The following is a 15,513-nucleotide window of genomic DNA, read 5'->3' as shown; positions in this document are numbered from 1 at the left end:
GCTCGGGCTGACGCCGCACGGCGCGCGGCGCGCGCTGCAAGTGCGGAACGGGACGCGGCTGCACTAGACGACCCGCGCCCTCAACAAGTCATGCATGTTCAACACGCCGATCAGGCGTTGGCCCTCGCCCACCACCAGCAGCGCATTGATCTTGTGCTCCTGCATGAGACGCAGCGCCTCGGCCGCCAGCAGGTCACGGCCGGCGGTCTTGCAGCCACGGGTCATGACGTCGTCCATGCGCGCGGCACGGATGTCGTGGTTGCGTTCGAACACGCGCCGCAGGTCGCCATCGGTGAACACCCCGACCAGCACGCCGTCATCGTCGACCACCGCCGTCAAGCCGAGGCCGGAGCGGGTCATCTCGACCACCGCCGCGGCGACCGGCGCGTCTGGACGCACGGTCGGCATGTCACTGCCGGAATGCATGAGGTCGTCGATCTTCAACAGCCGCCGACCGAGGGCGCCGCCGGGATGGGCGCGGGCAAAGTCGCGCGCGGTGAAGCCGCGCACCTGGAGCATGGCGATGGCGAGCGCATCGCCCATCGCCAGCGCGGCGGTGGTGCTGGATGTCGGCGCGAGGCCGAGCGGGCAGGCTTCTTCGCGCACGTCGACCAGGATGTGCACGGTGGCGGCGCTGGCGAGCGTCGACTGCGCGTTGCCGGTGATGCCGATCAGCGGCACGCCGAGCCGCTTGATGAGCGGCAGGAGCGTGGTCAGCTCCTCGGTTTCTCCGGAATTGGACAAGGCCAGCACCACGTCGCTGGCGGTGATCATGCCCATGTCGCCGTGGCAGGCTTCGCCGGCGTGCACGAAGAACGCCGGCGTGCCGGTGCTGGCGAGGGTGGCGGCAATCTTGCCGCCGACATGGCCGGACTTGCCCATGCCCAGCACCACCACGCGGCCCTGGCAGTCGAGCATGGCGCGCACCGCCGCCACGAAACTGGCATCGACGCGCGCCACCAGGTCGGCCACCGCGCGGGATTCGATTTCGAGCACGGCGCGGCCCATTTCCAGGAGCGCGGTCGTGTCCGGCTCACGCTTGTTCGAGGGATGTTGGCTCACGTTGTTCTTGACCGCCGCCGCGGCGGCTACGTTCCGAATGATGGGGACCGGGACGGCGCGCGACCCACGGCGCGTGGACTCGCGCGCGGGCGCGGATTCAGCACGCCGCGAATAATGCCAGATCGGCCGGTCTTTCGACATCCGTCGCCGCGCGCCACGCTTCTATAATCACGCCTGCCGAGAATCGCGGAAGCGCCTTGTGAAAGCCATGATCCTTGCCGCCGGTCGCGGCCAGCGCCTCGCGCCCCTGACCGACACCCTGCCCAAGCCGCTGGTCGAGGTCGGTGGCACAACGCTCATCGAACGGCATGTCACGCGCCTGTGCGCGGCCGGCCTGCGTGACATCGTCATCAATGTCGCGCATCTCGGCGCGCTCATCGAAGCGCGTCTCGGTGACGGCACGGCCTATGGCGCACGCATCGTCTACTCGCGCGAAACGGAAGGCGCGCTCGAAACCGGCGGCGGCATCGCGCGCGCCCTGCCGTTGCTCGGCGACGCGCCCTTCGTGGTGGTGAACGCCGACGTGTGGACCGATCACGACTTCGATTTCAGTCAGCGCCCGGCCGGCGCCGCGCATCTCGTGCTCATTCCCAACCCGCCGCATCACCCGCAGGGCGACTTTAACCTCGACGGCGCACGTGTCACGCGTGGCGCGCCGCATGCCTGCACCTATGCCGGCATCGGCGTGTTCGAACCTGCCCTGTTCCGCGACCACGCCGCCCCGCATTTTCCGCTCGCGCCCCTGCTGTTCGAACTCAGCGCAGCCGGCCGTCTGAGCGGCGAAATTCACCCGGGACGCTGGTTCGATATCGGTACCCTGGAGCGTCTGGCAGCGGCGCGGGCGGCGGTCGCAGCGGGATAGGCCTGGGACGGATACCTACCCGAATGGGGAGGGGTCAGGGTTGACGGGGCGGGTGCCAGCGGCCAAGATGCCGCTCGCGCACCTACAAAAAGACCCCGGTTCGACGCCCTTGAGCGGGCCTCGCTGCCGAAGAAAGCGCGGATGTTTCCAAACGAAGTCGCTCGCAATGCAGTATCGCTCACGCATGCATTGCCGGTGGGCCGCATGGCACCGGCATCGACCCTATATCGCCGTCCTGCTGACGCTGGCCGTGTTCTATGGCGCCAGCGCCAGCGCCGGCTCCGGTGACGATCGCGCCCCTTCCCCCGTCCTTCGCGTTCTCAAACTCAAACAACAGGAAATCAATCTACCGCACCGGGACAACGCCGGAGAGTTCGCCATGCTCGCCGATTTCGCGCGCCGCCGCGGCATGGGCATCCAGTGGATTGAAGCCGAACGTCCCGACGAGCTCTATCAACGCCTGCGGCGGGGCGAGGGCGATGTCATCGCCACCGACCTCGCGCCGGAACAGGCGCGCGATGCGAGCCTGCTGCCCAGCCGCTCGATGGGCTCGTACCGCTACTTCGCCTACGGCCGCCAAGGGATAGCGGCCGAGGACCCGCGCGGCCTCAAGGGTCTCAAGGTCGCGATCAGCGTCGCCTCGCCGCTGTGGCCTTGGTTCGAACAGCTGCGCCGCGAAGTGGCGGGCATCGTGCCAGTACTGATGCCCAATGGCACGCCGCGTGAGACCCTGCTGGCCGGCATCGCCAGCGGCCACTTCGACGTCGCCATCGCGCCGGCGCGCGCCAACGAGAAACCACTGGCCGACTACACCGACTTGAAGGCCCTGTTCGAGGTGTCGGATCAGAACCCGGTGGTGTGGTATTTCCCGGCCGAACGCGCCGCCCTGCGCGACGCCCTCGATTCCTACGTGCAGCGCTTCCACGCCGCGGTGCTGACGCCGCAGGCCGACTACGGCGACCTGGCGGCCATCAAGTCGCGCGGCCTGTTGCGCGCCATCACGCGCATCGACGCGCAGAACTACTTCGTGCGTAACGGCCGCCCGGCCGGTTTCGAATACGAGATGGTCCAGTTGTTCGCGCGCGAACACCGGCTGCGCGTCGAATACCTGGTGGCGGACAGCGACCAGCAGATGCTGGAATGGCTGCGCAGCGGCGCCGGCGACCTCATCACCACCCGCGTGCGGGCCGCCGACGTGGCGGCCGACGGCGCCTTGACCCAGGGACGCAGCTATTTCCATTCCGCCTCGGTGCTGGTCGGCCGCACCGGCAGCCAGCTGCACGACCTGACGGCGCTGGCCGGCAAACGCGTGGCGGTGTTCGGCAACACGGTCGAGCACCGTGCCCTGTCGGAGCTGGTGGCGGCCGGCATCGCCATCCGGCCGGTGGTGATCAATCCCGGCACACCGCCGACCTATCTCGCCGAGCAGCTGGAAAACTGGTCCATCGATGCCGCCATCGTCGACGCGCACCTGATTACCGACCTGCGCGCCCTGCATCCTCTGCTGGAAGCCGGCATGTCGGTGCCGATCTCTTATAACTATGCGTGGACCACGCGCGCCCAGAACACCGGCCTGTTGCGCGCCATCGATGGTTTCGCGCGCAGTGAGTTCGCCACCGACACCTACCAGATCCTGGCGCAGCGCTACTTCGACGAGCCGCGCTTCACCTATATCAATGCGCTGGCGCGCCTGTCGCCCTACGACAACCTGGTGCGGCGCTACGCCGACACCTACGACTTCGACTGGCGGCTGATCGTCGCGCAGATGTATTTCGAGAGTCAGTTCAACCCGGCGGCCCGCTCCTCCGGCGGCGCGCTGGGCCTGATGCAATTGACGCGCGACACCGCACGCGCCATGGGCGTCGCCAACCCCTTCGATCCCGACGCCGGCATTCGCGGCGGCGTGCGCTACCTGAAAAAGCTGCGCGATCATTTCGAAGAAGAGCTGCCGCCGCGCGAACGCACCTGGTTCGCGCTGGCCGCCTACAACGCCGGCCTGACGCGCGTCGTCCTGGCACGTGAACGTGCCGCGGCGGCCGGGCTGGACCCGACCCGCTGGTTCGGCAACGTGGAAACCATGATGGGCCGCGAGCCCAACCAGCGCGCGGTCGGCCCCTATCGCGAGGCCGTCGATTACGTGCGCGGCATACGCTCGCTGTACAACACCTACAATCGCCAGCAGGAATCACTGACCGCCGGTCTCGAGCGCAGTCCGGCGCCGCCGCGCAGCTAGGCGCGGCGCAGCTCTCCCGCGCTATTTAGAGAAGCGGCCGGTAGCGCGTCGGGTCATCTACCCCGGCCGCGCGAAAACCCTCGTGGCGCAAGCGACAGGCGTCGCAGGCGCCGCAGGCTCGACCGTCGTCGTCGCTCTGGTAACAGCTGACGGTGTCGGCGAAGTCCAGTCCCAGCGACAGCCCGAGCCTGATGATGTCGGCCTTGGTCAGGTGCTGCAGCGGTGTGCGCACGTAAAACTCACGACCCTCGACACCGGCGCGAGTGGCGAGCCGCGCGAGTTCGCCGAAAGCGGCGATGAAATCCGGACGGCAATCGGGATAGCCCGAGTAATCGATGGCGTTGACGCCGATGTAGAGCTCGTGGGCGTCCAGCACTTCGCACCAGCCAAGGCCCAAGGCCAGCATGATGGTGTTGCGCGCCGGCACGTAGGTGATGGGAATGCCCGCGCTGGGCGCGGTCGGCACATCGAGTGCCGGATCGGTCAGCGCCGAACCGCCGAACTGGCCGAAATCCACGTGCACCACGCGATGCTCGACGGCGCCGAGCCGCGCCGCGAGCCGCGCCGCGGCATCCAGTTCGGCGCGGTGACGCTGACCGTAGTCGACGCTCAAGGCATAGCAGCAGCGGCCGTCGGCGCGCGCCTTGGCCAGCACCGTCGCCGAGTCGAGTCCGCCCGACAGCAGCACCACGGCGCGCGTTTCAGCGTCCCGGCTCATTGCCCCACAGCACCTTGTGCAACTGCACCTGCATGCGCACCGCGAGGCGGTCGGCCAGGATCCATTCGGCCAGCGTGCGCGCGGGCAGGGTTTCGAAGCTCGGCGAGAACAGCACCTCGACGCCCGCGGCGAGGGTCATCTCGGCCAGGCGCGCGCGGCTCCACTCGTAGTCGGCACGATCGCAGATCACGAACTTCAACTGGTCGCCCGCACCGAGGTGCGCGAGGTTGGACCACAGGTTGCGCGCCGCCTCCTTCGAGGCCGGGGTCTTGATGTCGACCACCTGCATGACGCGCGGATCGACGGCGGCGGTATCGAGCGCGCCGCTGGTCTCCAGCGACACCTGGTAGCCGGCGTCACACAGGCGGCGCATGAGCGTGAGGCTGGCCGGCTGCGCCAGCGGCTCGCCGCCGGTCACCGTGACGTGAGAGATGCCGTGGCTCGCAACCTCGGCAAGGATGGCGTCGAGCGTCATGCGCGCGCCGCCGCTGAAAGCGTAGGCGGTGTCGCAGTACTGGCAACGCAAGGGGCAACCGGTGGTGCGCACGAACACAGTCGGCAGGCCAACGGTCGTCGACTCACCCTGGATGGACAGGAAGATCTCGGTGATGCGCAGCGCGTCGGGCTCGTTCGACGCCTCGACGGCGCCGGCGGACTGCGGCGCGGACTTCGGCATAGCCGGACTCAGGGCGCCTTGGCGCGTATGCGCTGCAGGCGCTCGTCGGCCAGGCGCGCGGCCGAGGAATCGGGGTATTTCTGCTTGAGCTGGTTCAAGAGCTTGACTGCCTGGTCGCTGCGCCCGAGCTCATCGAAGCTGTAGGCAATCTTGAGCAGAGCGTGGGCCTGCTTCTGGCTGTCCGGATAATTGCTGATGAGCTTCTGGTACTGGGTGATGGCGGGTTCGAACTTGCGCATCACGTAGTAGGCCTCGCCCACCCAGAACTGGGCGTTGTCGGCGTACTGGCCGTTGGGATACTGCTGCAGGTAGCGCGTGAAGCCCTTGATCGACTGTTCGTACTGGCCGGCTTTCAAGAGGCCGAAAGCCTCGCGATAGGCGGCTTCGGATTCGGGCGTTTCGCTGCGCGCGTCGGCGGCGATGGCGGCAGCCGGCGCGGTCATGCCGGGATCTTCAGTGTCCGCCTGGCGGGCGACGCGGGTCGGCTCCACACCGCCCAGCTCCTCTTGCGGCGCTTCGTTGGGCGACATCACCACGGTCGGATGATCGCGCGGCTGCATGTCGGCGGCGGCCTCGTCGCTGACGTCGATACCGTCTTCGCTCGGCGCCGCGGCACGGCCGCGCGCGGCGGGACGCTGCATTTCAACCGCCATCGCCTCCGCCGAAGGCTTGCCGGCGACGGCGGTGTCGGTGGGGGAATCGATGGTCGACACCGGCGGGTCGGCCGGCACGCCGGCAGCGCCGGCGTTACCCTGCTCGAGGGCGCCGAGACGACGGTCGGTATCGGCATAGGCGTCGCGCTGCGCCTTGCGCACCTGCTCGAGCGTGAACGCCTGGTTCTCGAGATCGCCGCGCAGCTGCTGGACTTCCTGCTGCAGGGCTTCGATTTGCCTGGACAGCTCGATGAGGCCCGAGCTGTTCAAGGTGCGCTCGAGCTTGGCCACGCGGTCGGCGAGCGGGACTTCGTCCTTGGCCGCCGCCGCGGGCATGGCAACGGCCGCCACCGCCAATGCCAACAGCGCGCGCCAGGTGGAGCTGCGCGGTTTCATGACACGGGGCAGGTGACGGACCATGGCGCTCATCTCGCTCAGTACACCAGTTCGGCGCGACGGTTCTTCTCGTAGGAACCTTCGTCATGACCATCGACGGCCGGGCGCTCTTCGCCATAGCTGACGGTCTTGATCTGGTTGGCCGAGGCGCCGAGCAGCACCAGCTGCTTGCGCACCGCCAGCGAACGGCGTTCGCCGAGGGCCAGGTTGTATTCACGCGAACCACGCTCATCGGCATGACCTTCGACCGTCACCACGGTGTTGGGGTTGGCGGCGAGGTAGGCAGCGTGGGCGGCGACGGTGTCGTTGAAGTCGGCGCGGATGTTGGCGCTGTCGTAATCGAAGTAGATCACGCGCACCGCCAAGGGGCTGCTCGGATCGTTGAGCGCGCCGCCGCCAGCCGCGGAGCCGTCGTCGGCAAGACCCTGACTCGCCGCGCCGTTGGCGCCGGCCGCACCCCTGTCCTCGACGCGTGCGCCGGTCTGGGCGCTGTCTTTCTTGGTGTTGTGCGAACTGCAGGCAGCCAGCATCAGGCTGGCGGTGATGACCAGCAGCAGTTTCAGGATTCTTCCCTTCATTTCATTCTCCCATTGAGAGCTTATTGTTGACCGCGCGCTACGCGGCTGTGGTGGTGGATGATGCGTGTGTCTCGAGGCGACGCGCGACCCGGCTTCGCTCCCTGGTCGCCAACGCGGCAGGACGAGGCCGCGCTGGCGTCAGACGATGTCCCGGTGCGAGACCGCGCGCGCCTGGATCTAGTTCCGGAACGGCCCCCAGGCCGGTTCCCGTACCTGGCCGCGCTGCACGGCCATGCGTGGTCCCTGGCGACCGTCGACGGAGATCGCCGCGAGCTCGGTGCCACGCCCGGCCATTGTCGCATAAATTATCATATCGCCGTTTGGCGCGAAGCTCGGTGACTCGTCGAGCGCCGAGTCCGACAGCACATCGAAGCTGTTGGATGCGAGGTCCAGCACGCCAATGCGATAGCCGCCCTTGCCACCGTGTACCAGCGCCACCTTCTTGCCGTCGGGCGAGATGCGCGCACGCGAATTGTAGTTGCCCATGTTGAAGGTCACGCGCTGCGGCGTGCCGCCGTCCTGGCTCATGCGATAGATCTGCGGACCGCCGCCACGGTCCGAGGTGAAATAGATCTGGCGGCCGTCGGGCGAATAAATCGCCTCGGTGTCGATGGAGGCGTGGTAGGTCAGCCGCGTCAGCTGCCGCGACGCGAGGCTGTAGGTGTAGATCTCGGGATTGCCGTCACGCGACAAGGTCACCACCAGGCGCTGGCCATCGGGCGCGAAGGACGGCGCGCTGTTGATGCCGGGGCCCGACACCAGCTTCTCGCGTTTGCCGGTGCGGATGTCCTGCAGGTAAATCGCCGAGTTGCGGTCTTCGAAAGACACGTAGGCGAGATGCGCGCCGTCCGGCGACCACGACGGCGACATCAAGGGCTGCTTGGACTCGAGAATGGTGTGCGGATCGTAACCGTCGGCGTCGGCCACCTGCAGCCGATAGAGGGAATCCTTGGCCGAAGCGCGCTCCACCGTCACGTAGGCGATGCGCGTCGCGAACGCGCCCTTGCGATGGAGCAGGGTCTCGTAGATGAGATCGCTGATGTGATGCGCGGTCAGGCGCATGTTGTCGGCCGAGGTCGGAATGCGGAAACCGAGCAGTTGGTTGCCCTTGAACACGTCGATGACGCGGAATTCGACGACATAGCCGCCATCGCCGCTCGCCATGACCTTGCCCAGCACCAGGTTTTCCTGGCCGAGTACGCGCCAGTCCTTGAAGTTGACGGCGGTGAAGCTCGACGGCTGCGAGGGCATGTCGGCCGGCGGCATCGGATTGAACTGCCCGCTGCGCTCGAGATCGGAACGGATGACCGCCGCGATGTCGGTTTTGCCGGTGTCGCCGACGCTGGCGAACGGCACCACGGCGATCGGCAGCGCGGACTTGTTGCCGCCCTTGATGGTGAAGCGCAGTTCGGCTTCCTGCGCGGTCGCCCACGGCGCGGTGACCAGCATGGCCAGCACCGCCAGCACCAGGCGTGGCAGGAGGGGGGCGAACGTTCGTATGGTCTTCACGGGCAAAGCTCCTCAGTAGGCGGAATCATCGTGATTCCGCGGGCGATCGCTCAAAGATCCCTGGGATCGAAGTCCAGGGTGAATTTGCGCAAACGATTCATCAAGCGTGGTTCGGTCGGAAAGGGCAGCGGCGCGGCCTTGCGCACGGCGTTCTCGGCCTGGCGATCAAAGGTCGGATCGCCGCTTGACTTGACGATTTCGACACCACCGATTTCACCGCCGGGAATTATAGTGACCCTAAGTGTGCAGACCAGATCCTCGGTGCCGGGCAAGACTGTCCATGACTGCTTGATGCGTCGAATGATCGCCGACTGATAGGTGTCGATCTCCGAGGCGTCGGCGGCGGCCTGCGCGGCCTCGGCTTCGGCGGCCTCGGCGGCGGCGATTTCATCGGCCAGCGCCTTCTTGCGCTCGGCCTCGGCCGCTTCCTCGGCGGCCTTCTTCTTGGCGGCCTCGTCCTTCTTCTTCTGCTCGGCGGCTTCGGCTTTCTTCTTTTCGGCCTCGGCGGCCTTTTTCTTGTCGGCTTCGGCCTTCTTCTTCTCGGCCTCGGCCGCTTCCTTCTTCTTCTGCTCGTCGGCCTTCTTCTTCTCTTCCGCCTTCTTCTTTTCCTTCAGCTTCTGATCTTCGAGCTTCTTCTGCTCGTCCTTCTTCTTCTGCTGCTCGGCGAGTTCGCGCTTCTGGTCCTCGACTTTCTGTTTCGCCTCGGCGGCTTCCTGCCTGGCTTGCTCGGCTTCCTTGCGCTGCTGTTCCTGCTCCTGCTTCAAGCGCTGCTGTTCGGCCTTCAATTCCTTGACACGCTGTTCCTCGGCCTCGCGCTTCTGCTCGGCCTCTTTCACCTGGCGATCTTTCTCGGCCTGCGCCTCGGCATCGGCGGCCTGCAATTTCTTGACCTGCTCGTCGACCGCCTTGCTGTCGACCATGGTCGCTTTCATGACCGGGCCGGACGGCATGGGGCTGACGGCCTGCTCACTGCAGAAATTAAACCCGCCGAACAACAGCACGCCGAGCAACAGGCTGTGCAGCAGCACCGACATCACAATCGACTTGCGAGGCATCATGACAGGACTATCCGGGCGCCAATGTCGCTCACTATTGCGCCTTGGCGCTGGGTGGGTCGGTACGCAGGCCGACGCTCTTGACGCCGGCGCTGGTGAGCGCGGTCAGGGCCCGCACCACGTTGCCATAGTCGGCGCCGTTGTCGCCGCCGACGTAGACCTGGGTCTCGGGCTTGTACTTCATGATCGCCGAGACGCGCGTCACGAGCGTCTGTTCGTCCACCGGCTGCTCGGGGTTCTCGCCGATGTCGACGTAGATCTGCCCTTCGCGATCGACCGTGACATTGACAGGTTCGTTCTCGCTGGACTCGACCACCTGGGACGGCGCCTGCGGCAGTTCCACCTGCACGCTCTGCGTGACCAGCGGCGCGGTGATCATGAAGATGATCAACAGCACCAGTGTCACGTCGATGTAGGGCACGACGTTGATTTCCGCCATCACGCGCTTGCGCCCTCGGCGCGAACTCCCTTGTGATACTCCGCCTGCCATGGTCGTGCGCTCAGTCGTGGGCCTGACGGCGCAGGATGGCGAGGAATTCCTCGGCGAAGATGTCGTAGCGGCCGAAGATGCGATCGATGTCGCTGGCGAAGCGGTTATACGCGACCACCGCCGGGATGGCGGCGAACAAGCCCATGGCGGTCGCGACCAGCGCCTCGGAAATACCCGGCGCCACCATCGCGAGCGTTGCCTGGTGCACGTTGCCCAAGGACTGGAAGGAATTCATGATGCCCCACACCGTGCCGAACAGGCCGACATAGGGGCTGATGGAACCGATGGTGGCAAGCGTCGGCAGGTGATTCTCCAGCGCTTCCAATTCCCGGTTGACGGTGACTTTCATGGCGCGCTGCGCGCCATCGAGGATATCGGTGGTATCGAGACCGCCACGCTTGCGCAGGCGCGCGAACTCGCGGAACCCCGATTCGAAGATGCGCTCCATGCCGGTCGCGTCCTCGGCATGGGCGGCGACACGGTTGAACAATCGCGTGAGATCCTCGGTCGACCAGAACTCGTCCTCGAATTCCATGATCTCGCGCTTGGCGATGAGCATCTGGCGACGCTTGGAGAAGATCAGCGTCCACGACGCCACCGAGCCCGACAGCAGAATAAACATGACGAACTTGACCAGCGCGCTGGCGCCCAGGATCAGGTTCGCAATCGAAAGATCAGTCTCCACCCTTGAATATCTCCATCATGTGCGCGGGAATCCTGCGCGGTTGCAGGTTGCTGGCGGTGACGCAGGCCACCACGTTGCGTGCGGAGCAGAATGCATTGCCGGCCTGGTCGGTGACGGCCTGCGCGAATTCGATGGTCGCGCCGCGCAGCCGTTCGAGCGTGGAGCGCACAATGAGTTCATCGTTGAAGCGCGCGGCACGCTTGAAGGCCAGCGTCGATTCGGTGATCACGAACACCACGCCATGCTCACGCGCCAGGGCGTCCTGCTCGAAGCCGAGCGCACGCAGCCACTCGGTGCGGGCGCGTTCCATGAACTTGAGGTAGTTGGCGTGGTAGACGATGCCGGCAGCATCGGTGTCCTCGTAATAGACCCTGACCGGCCACAGGAAGGTGTCGCGCAGCATGACGCCTACTCCCCGCCTTCGAACAGGTCGGGCATGGCGCGCACCGCCTGCGGCATCTCGAGACCGAAATGCAGCCACGCCGAACGGGTCGCCACGCGGCCGCGCGCGGTGCGCATGAGGAAGCCCTGTTGGATGAGGTAGGGCTCGATGACGTCCTCGATGGTGCCGCGCTCCTCGCCAATGGCGGCCGCCAGGCTGTCGACGCCGACCGGCCCGCCATCGAATTTCTGCATGATGGCAAGCAACAGTTTCCTGTCCATGACATCGAAGCCATGCATGTCGACGTTCAACAAATCGAGAGCCCGGGATGCAACCTCGGTGGAAAGTACGCCGTCGGCCTTAACCTGGGCGTAATCGCGGGCGCGTCTGAGCAGGCGATTGGCGATACGCGGCGTGCCGCGCGAGCGCCGTGCGAGCTCATGGGCGCCGCCGGCCTCGATAGGCACGTCGAGTATGCGCGCGGCGCGGGTGACGATGCGCGCGAGATCCTGTTCGGAATAGAACTCGAGGCGCTGCACGATCCCGAAGCGGTCGCGCAGCGGCGAGGTCAAAAGCCCCGCGCGGGTGGTGGCGCCGACCAGCGTGAATTTCGGCAGGTCGAGCTTGATGGCGCGCGCCGCCGGCCCTTCGCCAATCATGATGTCGAGCTGGTAGTCCTCCATGGCCGGGTAGAGGATCTCCTCGACCACCGGCGACAGGCGATGGATCTCGTCGATGAACAGCACGTCGCGGGGTTCGAGATTGGTCAACAGCGCGGCAAGATCGCCGGCGCGCTCCAGTACCGGGCCGGAGGTCTGGCGCAGGTTGACGCCCATCTCGTGCGCGATGATGTGCGCGAGCGTGGTCTTGCCGAGGCCTGGCGGGCCAAAGATCAGCACGTGGTCGAGCTGCTCGCCGCGCTGGCGGGCTGCGCCGATGAAGATCTCCATCTGCTCGTGCACGGCCGGCTGGCCGATGTAGTCCGACAGCAGCTTGGGCCGAATCGAGTTCTCGAGCTGTGCATCCTCGGCATTGAGGGACGCCGTGATCAGGCGGTCGCCATCAGCCATGGGCGGCCCCCGTCAGGCGCTTGGCGCGCACGTCGCTCATTTCGGCGCCAGGCTCTTCAACACCACGCGGATGATCTCCTCGCTCTTCATGCCCTCGGTATCGAGTCCGTGCACGAAGCGGCTCGCTTCATGGGGCTTGTAGCCGAGCGCGATGAGGCCGGCGACGGCGTCGGCGGCGGCATCGACCGTGCGCGGATTGCCCGCCTTCAGGGGCGCCGAGACGCCGACCACGACGGGCTCGACGCGGTCGCGCATCTCGATGATCAGGCGCTCGGCGGTCTTCTTGCCGATGCCGGGCAGGGCGGTCAGGCGCGCGGTGTCGCCGGCGTGTACGCACTCGGCGAAGGCGTCGGCGTCCATGCCCGACAGGATCACGAGCGCCATCTTGGTGCCGACGCCGTTGACCTTCAGCAGGCTGCGAAACAGCGCGCGTTCGCTCTCGGTGACGAAGCCATACAAGAGATGCGCGTCTTCGCGCACCGTGAGATGGGTGTAGAGCGAAACCTTCTGGTTGATTTCAGGCAAGGCCCAGATGGTGGTCATGGGCGCTTCGATTTCGTAGCCGACGCCGTTGCAGTCGACGATCAGCTGTGGCGGCCGCATCTCGATCAGCACGCCGGTGATGCGCCCGATCATCGTGCGCCTCCGGCCTTGGCAATACGCGCATTGCCGTCGCGCATCGCGCCATGACACAGCGCCGCCGCCAGCGCATCGGCGGCATCGGCGCTGGGCGCGGCGGACAGGCCGAGCAGAAACTTCACCATGTGTTGCACCTGCGCCTTGTCGGCGTGACCGCGCCCGACCACGCTTTGCTTGATTTGCGTGGCGGAATATTCGTTGACCAACACGCCGGCACGGCGCGCTGCCACCATCGCCACGCCGCGGGCGTGGCCAAGCTTGAGCGCTGAATCGACGTTGCGGTTCATGAAGACCTTTTCGATGGCGGCTTCGGCCGGCCCATACTCGGCGATGATGGCCGACAGTTCGTCGTACAACTGCACCAGGCGCTCATCGAACGTGCCCTCGGTATCGAGGCGGATGCAGCCGCAGGCCAGGTACTCGGTGCGCTGCTTGACGGTGCGCACCACGCCATAGCCCGTCACCCTCGAGCCCGGATCGATGCCGATGATGACGGTCAAGCGCGAAGGCGGCGCCGCTCAGGCGCCGAGCGTGGCCATGATTTCGTCGGAGATGCTGGCGTTCGAGTAGACCTTCTGGGTGTCGTCGAGGTCTTCCAGCATGTCCAACAGTTTGATCATCTTCTGGGCGCTGTCGGCGTCGAGCTCGCTCTGGTTGGCGGCGCGCATGGTCACTTCGGCGTTCTCCGGCTCGAGGCCGGCGGCCACCATGGCATCCTTCACGTCGGAGAAATCATCGGGGCTGGTCAGCACTTCGATGGAACCGTCGTCGTGGACGATGACGTCCTCGGCGCCGGCATCGAGCGCCGCGCCCATCACCTTGTCTTCGTCGGTGCCTTGCGGGTAGTCGAGCAGGCCGACCTTCTTGAACATGTAGGCCACCGAGCCATCGGTGCCGAGATTGCCGCCGCACTTGGAAAACGCGTGGCGCACTTCGGCCACGGTGCGATTGCGGTTGTCGGTCATGCAGTCGACCATCACCGCCACGCCGCCCGGGCCGTAGCCCTCGTAGCGGATCTCTTCGTAGTTATCGGCCTCGGTGTCACCGGCGCCGCGCGCCACCGCGCGTTCGACCGTGTCCTTGGTCATGTTCGCGTTCAAGGCGTCGTAGATGGCCGCGCGCAGGCGCGGATTGGAACTGGCATCGCCGCCGCCGGTACGGGCGGCGACGGTGATTTCACGAATCAGGCGCGTGAACAGCTTGCCGCGTTTGGCGTCCTGCTTGCCCTTGCGATGTTTGATATTGGCCCATTTACTGTGTCCGGCCATGGCTCACCCGCGATGAAGTCTGCGCTTGGAAAGGCGGCATTGTCGCAAATCAGGCGCTGCGATGCAGCGCCGACAGCAGGCTCAGGCGTCGTTGTTGCTCATCACCACGCGTTTCTGTTCGGCGGCGAAGTCGAGCAGGCGCTTGATCGGGCGCCGCGCGCGGCTCGCTATGTCGTCCGGCAGGTGGATTTCATTGGCGCCGGTGGCGAGCACGTCGCGCAGGGAACGCAGACCGTTCATGGCCATCCACGGACACTCCGCGCAGCTCTTGCAGGTCGCGCTGCGGCCGGCGGTGGGCGCGGCGATGAGGCGCTTGCCCGGCGCCGCCAGCTGCATCTTGTGGAAGATGCCCTTGTCGGTGGCGACGATGAACTCGCGCGCCGGGTGCGTTTTCACTTCATTGATGAGACCGGTGGTCGAGCCGACGTAATCCGCCTGTTCGATGACCGAGGGCGGCGATTCCGGGTGCACCAGCACGCGCGCCGCCGGGTGCTGCTCGCGCAGCGCCGCCAGCTCCGCGCCCTTGAACTCCTCGTGCACGATGCAGGCGCCGTTCCACAGCAGCATGTCGGCGCCGGTCTCGGTGCGGATGTAATCACCGAGGTAGCGGTCCGGCGCCCAGATGATCTTCTCGCCCTGGGCATGGAGATGGCGCACCACGTCGAGCGCTATACCCGAGGTCACCATCCAGTCGGCGCGTGCTTTGACCGCCGCGCTGGTATTGGCATAGACCACCACCGTGCGGTCCGGGTGGGCGTCGCAGAAGGCGTTGAAGGCGTCGGCCGGGCAGCCTAAGTCCAGCGAGCAGTCGGCCTTCAGATCCGGCATCAGCACGCGCTTCTCGGGGTTCAGTATCTTGGCGGTCTCGCCCATGAAGCGCACCCCCGCCACCACCAGGGTCGAGGCCGGGTGCTCGTGGCCGAAACGCGCCATGTCCAGCGAATCCGACACGTAGCCGCCAGTTTCGTCGGCCAGCGTCTGCAGCTCGGGATCGGTGTAGTAATGCGCCACCAGCACCGCGTTGTGGGCGGCCAGCAGCGCTTTTATCTCGGCGCGCAGCCGTTCGCGTTCGTCGGCTTCGAGATGTTCGCGCACGACCGGCGGCACGCGGGTGTGGACGACGGTATCGACGGCGAGATGGGGAATGACGTCACTGCGCATAGGTGTCAGGCCGCGAGCGGCGGGTTGGTTGCGAAGCGGGGGCCGCGCTGCGCGGCCCCGTGCAATCGAATATGGT

The 15,513-nt window shown here is 66.4% G+C and carries 17 protein-coding genes; 2 read left to right on the top strand and 15 right to left on the bottom strand.

All coding sequences use genetic code 11. The features are described 5' to 3' along the window. Positions 1–63: 63 nt before the first annotated feature. Complete coding sequence (locus IPM80_06475) at positions 64–1,008, bottom strand: KpsF/GutQ family sugar-phosphate isomerase (protein ID MBK8958068.1); 945 nt, start codon at positions 1,006–1,008, stop codon at positions 64–66. Between the two features lie 253 nt (positions 1,009–1,261). Between IPM80_06475 and IPM80_06470 the strand changes: the two genes are divergently transcribed. Together IPM80_06470 and IPM80_06465 are read left to right on the top strand one after the other, a co-directional pair. After that, complete coding sequence (locus IPM80_06470; protein MBK8958067.1) at positions 1,262–1,924, top strand: nucleotidyltransferase family protein; 663 nt, start codon at positions 1,262–1,264, stop codon at positions 1,922–1,924. A 379-nt stretch (positions 1,925–2,303) separates the two neighbouring features. Then, complete coding sequence (locus IPM80_06465) at positions 2,304–4,157, top strand: transporter substrate-binding domain-containing protein (protein MBK8958066.1); 1,854 nt, start codon at positions 2,304–2,306, stop codon at positions 4,155–4,157. Positions 4,158–4,182: 25 nt separating this feature from the next. On the opposite strand, the gene queC is transcribed toward IPM80_06465, so the two are convergent. The 14 genes from queC to nadA form a co-directional block, all read right to left on the bottom strand. Continuing rightward, complete coding sequence (gene queC, locus IPM80_06460) at positions 4,183–4,875, bottom strand: 7-cyano-7-deazaguanine synthase QueC (GenBank protein MBK8958065.1); 693 nt, start codon at positions 4,873–4,875, stop codon at positions 4,183–4,185. Then, positions 4,859–5,551 carry a 7-carboxy-7-deazaguanine synthase QueE gene (gene queE / locus IPM80_06455; GenBank protein ID MBK8958064.1) on the bottom strand — a complete coding sequence of 231 codons (693 nt, stop codon included), beginning with the start codon at positions 5,549–5,551 and terminating at the stop codon, positions 4,859–4,861. Before queE ends, queC begins: the two co-directional genes overlap by 17 nt. Positions 5,552–5,559: 8 nt before the next feature. Beyond that, positions 5,560–6,633 (bottom strand): tol-pal system protein YbgF, encoded by a 1,074-nt coding sequence (gene ybgF / locus IPM80_06450; protein MBK8958063.1) that lies wholly within the window; start codon positions 6,631–6,633, stop codon positions 5,560–5,562. A gap of 5 nt (positions 6,634–6,638) precedes the next feature. Next, entirely contained in the window at positions 6,639–7,178 is a 540-nt protein-coding gene (gene pal, locus IPM80_06445) for a peptidoglycan-associated lipoprotein Pal (protein MBK8958062.1), read from the bottom strand. A 177-nt stretch (positions 7,179–7,355) separates the two neighbouring features. Continuing rightward, positions 7,356–8,645 carry a Tol-Pal system beta propeller repeat protein TolB gene (gene tolB, locus IPM80_06440; protein ID MBK8958061.1) on the bottom strand — a complete coding sequence of 430 codons (1,290 nt, stop codon included), beginning with the start codon at positions 8,643–8,645 and terminating at the stop codon, positions 7,356–7,358. Between the two features lie 92 nt (positions 8,646–8,737). Beyond that, entirely contained in the window at positions 8,738–9,745 is a 1,008-nt protein-coding gene (tolA, locus tag IPM80_06435) for a cell envelope integrity protein TolA (protein ID MBK8958060.1), read from the bottom strand. A gap of 31 nt (positions 9,746–9,776) precedes the next feature. Then, positions 9,777–10,232: a protein TolR gene (gene tolR, locus IPM80_06430; GenBank protein ID MBK8958059.1), complete on the bottom strand. Its 456-nt coding sequence runs from the start codon at positions 10,230–10,232 to the stop codon at positions 9,777–9,779. 10 nt (positions 10,233–10,242) lie between these two features. Next, positions 10,243–10,917 carry a protein TolQ gene (gene tolQ / locus IPM80_06425; protein MBK8958058.1) on the bottom strand — a complete coding sequence of 225 codons (675 nt, stop codon included), beginning with the start codon at positions 10,915–10,917 and terminating at the stop codon, positions 10,243–10,245. Beyond that, positions 10,907–11,320 (bottom strand): tol-pal system-associated acyl-CoA thioesterase, encoded by a 414-nt coding sequence (gene ybgC / locus IPM80_06420; GenBank protein MBK8958057.1) that lies wholly within the window; start codon positions 11,318–11,320, stop codon positions 10,907–10,909. The genes tolQ and ybgC overlap by 11 nt, the downstream gene beginning before the upstream one ends. Before the next feature lie 5 nt (positions 11,321–11,325). Further along, positions 11,326–12,369: a Holliday junction branch migration DNA helicase RuvB gene (gene ruvB, locus IPM80_06415; GenBank protein MBK8958056.1), complete on the bottom strand. Its 1,044-nt coding sequence runs from the start codon at positions 12,367–12,369 to the stop codon at positions 11,326–11,328. Between the two features lie 36 nt (positions 12,370–12,405). Then, positions 12,406–13,005 (bottom strand): Holliday junction branch migration protein RuvA, encoded by a 600-nt coding sequence (ruvA, locus tag IPM80_06410; protein ID MBK8958055.1) that lies wholly within the window; start codon positions 13,003–13,005, stop codon positions 12,406–12,408. After that, positions 13,002–13,508, bottom strand: coding sequence for a crossover junction endodeoxyribonuclease RuvC (ruvC, locus tag IPM80_06405; protein ID MBK8958054.1), 507 nt, complete (start codon positions 13,506–13,508; stop codon positions 13,002–13,004). Before ruvC ends, ruvA begins: the two co-directional genes overlap by 4 nt. An 18-nt stretch (positions 13,509–13,526) precedes the next feature. Continuing rightward, entirely contained in the window at positions 13,527–14,276 is a 750-nt protein-coding gene (locus tag IPM80_06400) for a YebC/PmpR family DNA-binding transcriptional regulator (GenBank protein MBK8958053.1), read from the bottom strand. 81 nt (positions 14,277–14,357) lie between these two features. Then, the gene (gene nadA / locus IPM80_06395; GenBank protein ID MBK8958052.1) at positions 14,358–15,437 is read right to left on the bottom strand and encodes a quinolinate synthase NadA; all 1,080 of its coding nucleotides are present in this window, start codon (positions 15,435–15,437) and stop codon (positions 14,358–14,360) included. Positions 15,438–15,513 lie beyond the last annotated feature (76 nt).

The sequence above is a fragment of the Pseudomonadota bacterium genome, from assembly GCA_016719885.1.
GTDB lineage: Bacteria > Pseudomonadota > Gammaproteobacteria.
This window is presented reverse-complemented; position numbering and strand designations above follow the sequence as displayed.

Bases quoted from the DNA above. Each gene is read 5' to 3' on its own strand.
- IPM80_06400 (MBK8958053.1), bottom strand. From the start codon at position 14,276: ATGGCCGGACACAGTAAATGGGCCAATATCAAACATCGCAAGGGCAAG.
- queE (MBK8958064.1), bottom strand. From the start codon at position 5,551: ATGCCGAAGTCCGCGCCGCAGTCCGCCGGCGCCGTCGAGGCGTCGAAC.
- nadA (MBK8958052.1), bottom strand. From the start codon at position 15,437: ATGCGCAGTGACGTCATTCCCCATCTCGCCGTCGATACCGTCGTCCAC.
- ybgF (MBK8958063.1), bottom strand. From the start codon at position 6,633: ATGAGCGCCATGGTCCGTCACCTGCCCCGTGTCATGAAACCGCGCAGC.
- IPM80_06465 (MBK8958066.1), top strand. From the start codon at position 2,304: ATGCTCGCCGATTTCGCGCGCCGCCGCGGCATGGGCATCCAGTGGATT.
- tolR (MBK8958059.1), bottom strand. From the start codon at position 10,232: ATGGCAGGCGGAGTATCACAAGGGAGTTCGCGCCGAGGGCGCAAGCGC.
- ruvA (MBK8958055.1), bottom strand. From the start codon at position 13,005: ATGATCGGGCGCATCACCGGCGTGCTGATCGAGATGCGGCCGCCACAG.
- queC (MBK8958065.1), bottom strand. From the start codon at position 4,875: ATGAGCCGGGACGCTGAAACGCGCGCCGTGGTGCTGCTGTCGGGCGGA.
- ybgC (MBK8958057.1), bottom strand. From the start codon at position 11,320: ATGCTGCGCGACACCTTCCTGTGGCCGGTCAGGGTCTATTACGAGGAC.
- ruvB (MBK8958056.1), bottom strand. From the start codon at position 12,369: ATGGCTGATGGCGACCGCCTGATCACGGCGTCCCTCAATGCCGAGGAT.
- IPM80_06475 (MBK8958068.1), bottom strand. From the start codon at position 1,008: ATGGGCCGCGCCGTGCTCGAAATCGAATCCCGCGCGGTGGCCGACCTG.
- tolA (MBK8958060.1), bottom strand. From the start codon at position 9,745: ATGATGCCTCGCAAGTCGATTGTGATGTCGGTGCTGCTGCACAGCCTG.
- pal (MBK8958062.1), bottom strand. From the start codon at position 7,178: ATGAAGGGAAGAATCCTGAAACTGCTGCTGGTCATCACCGCCAGCCTG.